Origin of the sequence: Bradyrhizobium sp. LVM 105 (assembly GCF_003957705.1) — a bacterium.
GTDB lineage: Bacteria > Pseudomonadota > Alphaproteobacteria > Rhizobiales > Xanthobacteraceae > Bradyrhizobium > Bradyrhizobium frederickii.
On record NZ_QZMV01000028.1, the window covers coordinates 36,177 to 44,843 of the forward strand.

At 59.4% G+C, this 8,667-nt stretch carries 4 protein-coding genes, 1 pseudogene and 1 riboswitch; of the genes and pseudogenes, 3 read left to right on the forward strand and 2 right to left on the reverse strand.

The features are described 5' to 3' along the window. The first annotated feature begins 142 nt into the window (after window positions 1-142). Window positions 143-742 (forward strand): hemerythrin domain-containing protein, encoded by a 600-nt coding sequence (locus D6B98_RS36780; RefSeq protein ID WP_126261850.1) that lies wholly within the window; start codon window positions 143-145, stop codon window positions 740-742. Between the two features lie 1,778 nt (window positions 743-2,520). Next, window positions 2,521-3,784: pseudogene (locus tag D6B98_RS36785) on the forward strand (IS256 family transposase). A gap of 342 nt (window positions 3,785-4,126) precedes the next feature. Here the strand turns inward: D6B98_RS36785 and metE are convergent. Together metE and D6B98_RS40585 are read right to left on the reverse strand one after the other, a co-directional pair. After that, window positions 4,127-6,472 (reverse strand): 5-methyltetrahydropteroyltriglutamate--homocysteine S-methyltransferase, encoded by a 2,346-nt coding sequence (gene metE / locus D6B98_RS36790; RefSeq protein WP_126261851.1) that lies wholly within the window; start codon window positions 6,470-6,472, stop codon window positions 4,127-4,129. Between the two features lie 104 nt (window positions 6,473-6,576). Then, window positions 6,577-6,778, reverse strand: a riboswitch (cobalamin riboswitch). Between the two features lie 110 nt (window positions 6,779-6,888). Further along, on the reverse strand, window positions 6,889-7,185 hold the full coding sequence (locus D6B98_RS40585; RefSeq protein ID WP_135171746.1) for a hypothetical protein: 297 nt from the start codon (window positions 7,183-7,185) through the stop codon (window positions 6,889-6,891). A 663-nt stretch (window positions 7,186-7,848) separates the two neighbouring features. Here D6B98_RS40585 and D6B98_RS36795 point away from each other — a divergent pair. Continuing rightward, a complete protein-coding gene (locus D6B98_RS36795) occupies window positions 7,849-8,538 on the forward strand; it encodes a nodulate formation efficiency C protein (RefSeq protein WP_235884904.1) in 690 nt (229 codons plus the stop codon). The last annotated feature ends 129 nt before the right edge of the window (window positions 8,539-8,667 follow it).

Here is an 8,667-nt window from a genome sequence, read left to right on the forward strand (position 1 = left end):
AGCTCAAATCGGAGCGCGCTACTTTTTCGCGTCGAACGGCGCGGACGAACGCGGCGCAGCGAAGGACGCCGAATTCGGCTTAGGAGATCCTCTGAGCCGCAGAAACGCTTCCAGCCTACATTGTGCCTCCAGGAGCACCGCAATGATTATCGATCTTTTGCTTCGAGAGCATCGCAACATTGATCTGCTTCTGGTCGCTCTTGAACACGAAGTGGAGATTTTTGAGAAAGGGATCCGTCCTGATTATGAGGTCATTCGCGCGATTATCAGCTATTTCGAGGTTTATCCCGAGGTCTACCATCATCCACAGGAAGACTTGATTTTTTCCAAGCTCAAGGCTCGCGATCCGGATGCAGCTGCAATCGTCGGCGATCTCGCGCTTGAACACCAGGAAGTCGTCGACCGTTTGCACCACTTCGCGCGGGCTATTGACGCCATCCTCGCGGATCGTGAACTTTTTCGGCAGGACGTCGGCGATATCATACGTGACTTTATAGTACGCGAGCGGCACCACATGAAGTGGGAAGAACGAGATTTCTTTCCGGCAGCTCTGAAGGCTCTCTCGGCTCAGGATTGGACCGAAATCGCTTCCGGTCACACCGATCATGGAGATCCACTGTTCAGCGAGACAGCGGCAGCAACTTCCGATGCGCTAAGAGCGCATATTCTGCAATTGGAGCAAGAAGCTGAGGCCGAACGGAGCTCGGTCGCGTTTGCGTGCCCCAAGGCCGCCCCTCAGTGACACGGCGCCGAGATGGACGGGCTGTACTGATCGCTGCCGTTTCACAGCAGTAAGTGGACCTCATGTTCATCCTGTCAAAATGAAAATGGGGGGCTCGCGGGCACGTAGGCTGCCGTACCGCCAAAACAGCGTTTGCGCAATATAATCGCTTGCTCGACCACCGGTGCAAACGCGCGCCGGAGTCTTCCTGAGCTCTGGTCCGGCATGTTCCAGAATGTGACGGTCGCAGGTCGGGCAGTTGCGCAGTGATATCGCGCGAAACGGACGCCCCCCATGTCCACGGCCCGATAAGGACAGACGATTGCGGCCGCGCGGGTGCGCGCGAAGCAATTCCACGCGTTGACCCAACCCGGGACGTTCCGACTCATCCGACGGCAGCCGCTTCGACCCACTGCACGCCAACTGGGAGGCACTGCCAAGCCCGGATACGTTCAGCACCAACAGCAAGGCGCTTGACGTCGCTGGCCACGACCAGTAGCCGCCCACACGGGCTCCCACGTTACACCAGATATCCGACGTCCTCGCATTTCTCAGCGTCAGTTCGCGAGTTGGATTATCAAGCCTGGCTTAAGTCCTTTAGCTGTATGGCGTAGCCCCATCGGACAGTCCGCTTCGTGCCTTGAAATCGAGCAAATGCCCCGAATTGCATCCGGGTCGGCTTTCGGGATTCGGCTACCCGTACATTCCTGCATTCAAGAAGCACAACGCAAAATCGACGAATTCACTCCGCTCGACAGCGTCGAGGACTACCTCCAATTCGAAAGGATCACGGAAGCTTTTGGTTGATGCTGGATCCATACGCGTCGGCATCGATCACTTTGCCGTGCGCCACGAAAGTCTTGCCGGGGCCAGGCACGAAGACAGGCTAAGCGCAATTTCCAGGGCTACACTGGTGATTGCGCGGATTGATCTCGGCGCCAGCGCGATCGAGCGCATCCAACAAGGGCTTGACGGGAACGCTATCTCGGCAAAGGACTGCCTTGCTCGTATCGCCGGGGATCGGCTCACCGCCGGGAAGGGCTGTTTGCTGAGGCAGGAGGATCGCTTCCGTGCCGAGATCACGATCGACTCATGTGCGTCATGGCAGTCGATCTCTTGGAGGCATTCCGTCGTTACGCTCTGGATCGAAGTTCGCCACCGTCGATCGTTCTCGAATCGACAGCCTTATCACGGATGGCGTCGTGGTGATTGAGATCGTCTGCTCTCCATCGTTGATGGCGCAGAGTTCCTGGCCCGGAGCGTCGCCTCGGCGTCCGACGCTCATCTTCCGCCGCGCGGGGCTACACATAGCGGGGCGGTCTAACTCTGTGCGCCGACCCGAGTCGGGTCAGATCCGAAATCGCTCAGTTAACTGGCCTATATTGGGGCAGGACCACGCTCACGGCTCAGGAGCACCCTATCGGCACCGCCGCATCTTCAAGCTCGTGACATCCTCCGCGTGGTCCGGTCTCAGACTCTCACCAGAGGCTCAAGCCGAAACCCGACTATGGGATGGAAACGGTGGACCAAGGACTGCCCCTTAGGCCAGGTTCAAATCAATAGCAACCGCTCATGCATTGCCTATGCTTACGAGATCCTTGGAGCCGGGTTTGCCGTATCGTCTCGCCGGTGTCCGTGCGGTTTCGAAGCAGGAAAGCGCACCGAGTTTGCGGTGGGTGCCCTGCGGTGACCGCCCCGCAGGGGATGTCCCGGGTTCTGTTGAATTTCTGAGGAGGTCGGCGTTGCCCACCTTGAGCCGGTAGGCTCGGGGTGCTGATTCCACAAAGGAGAGCAACGCCATGACGAGAGATATCACACCGGCTGGTTCGCCGGCGACTGGGGTTGTGGACGAAGCGTTTGCGGAAGTGCGGGCGAGCTTCGATCGGTTCTGCCTTGCGGCGGGGATCGAGGCGCTCGGCACGATGATGGAGGCGGATGTGACGGCGGCCTGCGGGCCGCGCCACGGTCGCGATGCGGCGCGGCGGGCGCACCGTTGGGGCCGAACGCGAGGACGGATCGGTTTCCACGGCGGCAAGATTGAGGTCGAGCGGCCCCGGGTCCGGGGCGTGGACGGCCGCGAGATCACGATCCCGAGCAGGGAAACGGCAGCGCAGGAGGACTGGCTCGGTCGCTGGGCGATGAACCTGATGCTGATCAACGTGTCGACGCGCCGGTTCGGCCGCGCCGTCCGACTGCCCGAGGGGGACGTGCCGGCACCGCCCGGATCTGGGATTTCGAAATCGGCGGTCTCGCGGAGGTTCGTTGCGCTGTCGGCGGCGCGGCTGGCCGACTTCATGGCTGCCGATCTGTCCACGCTCGACCTTCTGGTGGTCCAAATCGACGGGCTGCATCTCGACGACGATCTCGTGCTAGTCGCCGCGATCGGGGTTGACGGCGAAGGCAACAAGCATCCGCTGGCGCTGGTGGAAGGGGCAACCGAGAATGCCGCAACGGTTCAGGCCCTGCTGGACAACCTGGTCTCGCGCGGGCTCGACCCGACGGTGCCAAGACTGTTCATCGCCGACGGCGCGAAGGCGCTGTCGAAGGCGATCCGCCGCACCTTCGGTCCGGCCGCAGCGATCCAGCGCTGCCAGATCCACAAGGCGCGCAACATCATGGAACGCCTGCCGAAAGAGCATCATGCGGCCACCATGCGCCAGGCCTGGGAGCTCGATGACGCCGACAAGCGAAAAATTGATCCGCAACCTCGCGCGTCGACTCGACCAGCAATGGCCCGGCGTAGCGGCCAGCATCCTCGAAGGCCTCGACGAAATCCTGACTGTCGTCCGGTTGAAGTTGCCGAAGGAGCTTCGTCGATCGCTCGCCTGTACCAACATCGCCGAGAACATGATGGGCACCATTCGCCGCGTCACGCGCAACGTCAAACGCTGGCGGGATGCCGGTATGGCCTTGCGATGGGTCGCGGCCGGCATGATCGAGGCTAACAAGGGCTTCCGACGATTGAAGGCGCATAACCAATTGTCGGTTCTGCGTGCGGCTCTTCAAGCTCGCCACAATCGCATGACGATCAACCCCGTTGCCCACGTCACGAGGGCCGCGTAACATTCATTCCGGCAACGTCGGCCCGACCTAGTTCAACAGCGATCGGGACATCCCCGCCCCGCATCACTGCCCCTCGTTGCCGTGTAGTCGTTCCCGACGCGCTCATGAGCGACAAACCTTGGTGTAGATATATAAACCTCAGACTATACAGTGGCATACCACGGCATAATTGAGCTACGCTGAGCTTGTGCTTCAACTCGGCTCAGCGATGCGTCAGTGTCGCTCCTCCAGACTTTCGCCCGGCCCGCCTAGGCGGGACCGGGCATTTTTTCTGTTCCCAGTGCTACCTCCATTATCGGGCGCGCAAATGACCACCTCGATGAGAAGAGACCCAAGCCCGGATCAACGGCCTGGCGGATCGAATGCAGCGCGTAGCTCGCGGGCGGCAGCGACCATGTTCGCTAGCGCCGGCCGGACCTCTTCCCAGTTGCGCGTCTTCAGCCCGCAGTCCGGATTGACCCAGAGCTGCGAGTCGTGCAGCCGCGTCAGAGCCAACGCCATCAGCTCCTTCATTTCGCCCGTCTCCGGAACGCGTGGAGAGTGGATGTCGTACACGCCCGGCCCGATCTGATTTGGGTATTCGTAGTTCCTAAACGCGTCGAGTAGTTCCATTTTCGAGCGCGACGTCTCGATCGAGATTACATCCGCGTCCATTGCAGCGATCGCACCGATGATGTCGTTGAACTCCGAGTAGCACATATGTGTATGAATTTGCGTTTGATCAGCGACGCCCGATGAGCAGATCCGGAAGCAATCCACGGCCCAGTCGAGATAAGCCGTCCACTCCGATCGACGCAACGGCAATCCTTCTCGAAGTGCAGCTTCGTCGATCTGGATCATGGTCGCACCAGCATTCTCGAGATCGCGGACTTCGTCTCGGATCGCGAGCGCAATCTGGCGGCAGGCCTCGCTTCTGGGAATATCATCGCGAACAAAGGACCAGTTCAAGATCGTCACCGGACCGGTCAACATCGCCTTCATCGGCTTCTTCGTTAATGATTGCGCGTAGCGCCACCAGTCCACGGTAATAGGCTTCGAGCGCACTACATCGCCAAACAGGATCGGTGGCCTGACGCAGCGCGAGCCGTAGGACTGCACCCATCCGCTCCTGGTAAATGCGAAGCCGGCAAGTTGCTCGCCGAAGTACTGCACCATGTCATTGCGCTCGAACTCGCCGTGCACGAGGACGTCGAGACCGATGTCCTCCTGCCAACGTACGGCGCGCGCAGTCTCCTCCTTGAGGAACCTGTCGTATTGCTCGTCACTTATCGCGCCCCGCGCATGCGCCGCACGCGCATTCCGGACCTCTGTGGTCTGCGGGAACGATCCGATCGTCGTGGTAGGGAAAGCCGGCAGTCCGAAACGATCGCTTTGGATCTCTGCACGACGGGCAAATGGGCTCGCGCGCCGACGCATGGTCTGATCGATCGCTTTCATCCGGACAGCGACATTAGCATCACGGATTTTTGGCGAAGTCCGGCGAACAGTCGCGGTACATTCCGACTGGGCAAGAGCTGGCGCAACATTCTGGTCGCCTGCGAGTGCCCGCGCCAGGATCGCAAGCTCCCGCATCTTCTGGACCGCGAAAGCAAGCCAGCTCTTGACGTCGGAAACGAGCCCGGTTTCAAGTTCAACATCGACCGGCACATGAAGCAGCGAGCAGGATGGGGCAATCTGTACACGGTCCTTGCCGAGCTTCGCAATCGCGGGTTCGAGCCGCTGGCGCAGCGAGGACAAATTCGACCGCCATACATTCCGGCCGTCGACGACACCGAGCGACATGACGAGATCACTTCGGCCGCCAGCGATGATCTGGTCCAACAACTGTGGCGCTCGAACTAGGTCGAGGTGTAGTCCGGCAACTGGCAGGCTCAACGCGGTGTTCAGATTGTCCCCGAGGTCGCCGAAATAGCTGGCAACTAAGATCTTGATGGCCGGCACCTCCTTGGCGAGCCGATCATAGGCATGTCGCAAAGATTGCCGCGCCCTCTCATCCAGATCAAGAACCAGGCAGGGCTCGTCGAACTGAACCCAATTTGCTCCACGTTTGGCCAATTCCTGCAGAACTTCGATATAGGCCGGTAACAGTTCATCCAGTAGTGAGAGTGGCTGGAACGCAGGATCGGGACTCTTGCCGAGCTTTAGGAATGTGACCGGCCCGATCAGGACAGGGCGGGTCTGAAAGCCAAGGGCCTTGGCTTCCTCATACTCCTCGATCGGCTTGCGAGAGCATAGCCTGAAAGTCTGTCCTCTGCGAAACTCGGGGACCATGTAGTGGTAGTTGGTATCGAACCACTTGGTCATCTCCTGCGGGGGTGCGCCAAATCCGCGCGGTCCGTGACCGCAACTCGCATCCCGATCGTCGCATTGTGATCCGCGGGCCATGGCGAAGTACGTCTTCAGCGAAACGGATTCGGCTTTTGAGGCGTAGATCTCCGGGATGGCGCCAACCATGACACTTGTGTCGAGCACCTGATCATACAGCGAGAAATCGTTTGATGGAATGACCGTGACGCCGATAGATTTCTGACGAGCCCAGTTCGCGGCACGCAGGCCAGCTGCGTCCTCCAGCAACTGCTGTTCGCTGCTTTTTCCGGCCCAGTAGCTTTCTAGAGCGAGTTTGAGCTCGCGCCTTGGACCGATGCGTGGCGTTCCGAGCGTGGCAACGGGAAGGGAGAGAAGAGACATAGCGTTAACCCCGTGTTGGGGGCAGAAGGCCATGGCGGACGCAGGCAGGGGAAGTCGCGCAGTGCGACGGCTGCTTGGCGCACCACCGGGACACCCCGCCCGTGGACGAATATATTGTCGGGGTAGGTCTCCTGGCTCGCGGGTCATCGCTGCTGTCCGGCCTTCCCGAAGCCGCGCAGGCTTCAGTGACATCGTTGGACAGCGGCTCGCCACTCACAGTTGCGGGGGCAGCGCCGGCATCTTCACCGGCTTCCCTCTTAGCTCCGGATCAAGTGCGACCGGAGAACCTCGACGACTTGGATTATCGAGAAGACAAGTCTTCCGTCAACCTCTCAGATCATGTCTCAAGCTGGTGCTGCGACATCCGCTACGCGAATGGCCGCGCATCTTGATGCGTTGAGCCGATGTAAGCGCTCTCAAGTCAGCAATATCGGAATGACGATCGCAGCTGCCTGCGGGCCGCACGCCAGATCGGTGGAAGGGACAAATGCGGCTTGCCCGGTCGGGACTGCTGCCTCGAGCAGAACGCATCTCCGGCTTCTCAGCGCTTCTTTGAGCAAGTCCACCATCCAGCCACCTTCTCGGCCAACAGGATCCGTGTTGAACAGGCCCAAGCTGGCGAAGCCAGCAACATACCCGGCCAGCACGTTGATGTGCGGTTCAGCAAGACTCCAAATGTTCGGCGGTAAAGATCGGTTTCGCCTCGTCGCCATCGAGTGCAAAGCGCTCCTAACTGAGGCTATTCTCGAAGCGCCGCATGTCGCGATAGGAGCGGCAGACGCACCATGGCCGATGGCCGCAAATGGCCAAACGCATGGCAGAGATCGAAAGCCACATTCTGGCAACGATGCCGAACCAAACGGTTCAATAGCGGCAAACAATTCTCATCAGGAGCTTGGTACCGAGGTGTTCCGCTGCGCCATCGAACGATCCGGTGCGGGACGAGGATGCATAAGCCGGGCTGGATAGCGCTGAACGGAAACATCGAGACATTGACCAGTCGGAAAGTCGACAAAGAGGACACAAAAGCGGTGCGAATTGCCGTCTATTACCTGGCACGAAGAATGCAAGTCTTCGGCATGCCCAGTCTCCTCCTGCTGGGCATGTCCAGCACAGCAACTTGAGGCTGTCGCCGGCAGTGAAGTTAGTGGCGCGTGACATAGAGGGGAGCGCCTGCTCGCATGGGACACCATCGGTCTCCCCGTCGCGTCGCCGCTAACTTCTTGCGCTCGCGCATAACAAGTCGAAGGTTGCCCGCTTTGAATGACGTGTGGATGACACCAAATAGGCCGGCAGTTATGAGAACAGTGTCTAGAAGACGCGCGTTATGGTTTTGTCTCGGTCGACCCCTGATCTGCCTGGTCGGGCTGGCTGCGATGAGCAACAGTGTTCGCGCCATCGAGAGCCCCCATATCGAAAGATTCAAGTCAACGTGGCGAGCGCAAGACGGTGAGACAATAGAACAAATTATCTCCAACGTCTCGAAGGTGGCACAGTTCGTCCCTCGAATGTGGGGCGTCGCTGAACTCGACGAAAACGACTATGTTTTCGTTTTGTGGACCAGACACCCTGACGATATATTAGACGAACCGTACTTTATCACCTGGAGGATCGCGCTCGACGGCACGTTTCAACTTGCGTCGACCTATGCAAAGCCGATCGAATTGGGCTGGCACGCCCTAGCACTCTCGTTGATCGCCACTGAAGTCAAGGAGAGTGAAAGGGACGCAAATCTTGGCTTTCTGCATGATCCGAGCAACTTCAACTTTGTGACGACCACGCAAGGCCGCCTCGGCGATCTTCTGCGGCAGGGCCGCTGCACTATCGTTGAACCTGTTGAAGTGGACTACTTGCCGAAGCAGAAGGACAAGCCGACCGAGAAGGGTGATCTGTGGCGCGCTTTGCTTTTGGTGAACTGTGATATCCCAGGACCCCGTTTTTTTACACACAACGGGGTCATCACTTTCGAGAAGAGCGAAGGGCAAGATTGGGAGCCGCAATCCCCCTTTGCCAAGCGTATCGCGGCCTTTCCTCCTGGCTCCTGGTTCGCTCGCATGGAGCCATAGGAGCGGGAATAGTAAGAGAGGAGCGAAAGCGCGCTTGGTAAACGGTCGGGCAGAGTGAGCTGGCCCCGGTTGTCTGAACAGAATATCCGCGTCGATAAGTGGAGCCTCTGCCGGGGTTAGGCTGCCGTG

What these genes read in the sequence shown, in the direction of transcription:
- D6B98_RS36780 (WP_126261850.1), top strand. Translation starts at nt 143, where the DNA reads ATGATTATCGATCTTTTGCTTCGAGAGCATCGCAACATTGATCTGCTT.
- metE (WP_126261851.1), bottom strand. Translation starts at nt 6,472, where the DNA reads ATGTCTCTTCTCTCCCTTCCCGTTGCCACGCTCGGAACGCCACGCATC.
- D6B98_RS40585 (WP_135171746.1), bottom strand. Translation starts at nt 7,185, where the DNA reads ATGGCGACGAGGCGAAACCGATCTTTACCGCCGAACATTTGGAGTCTT.
- D6B98_RS36795 (WP_235884904.1), top strand. Translation starts at nt 7,849, where the DNA reads ATGAGCAACAGTGTTCGCGCCATCGAGAGCCCCCATATCGAAAGATTC.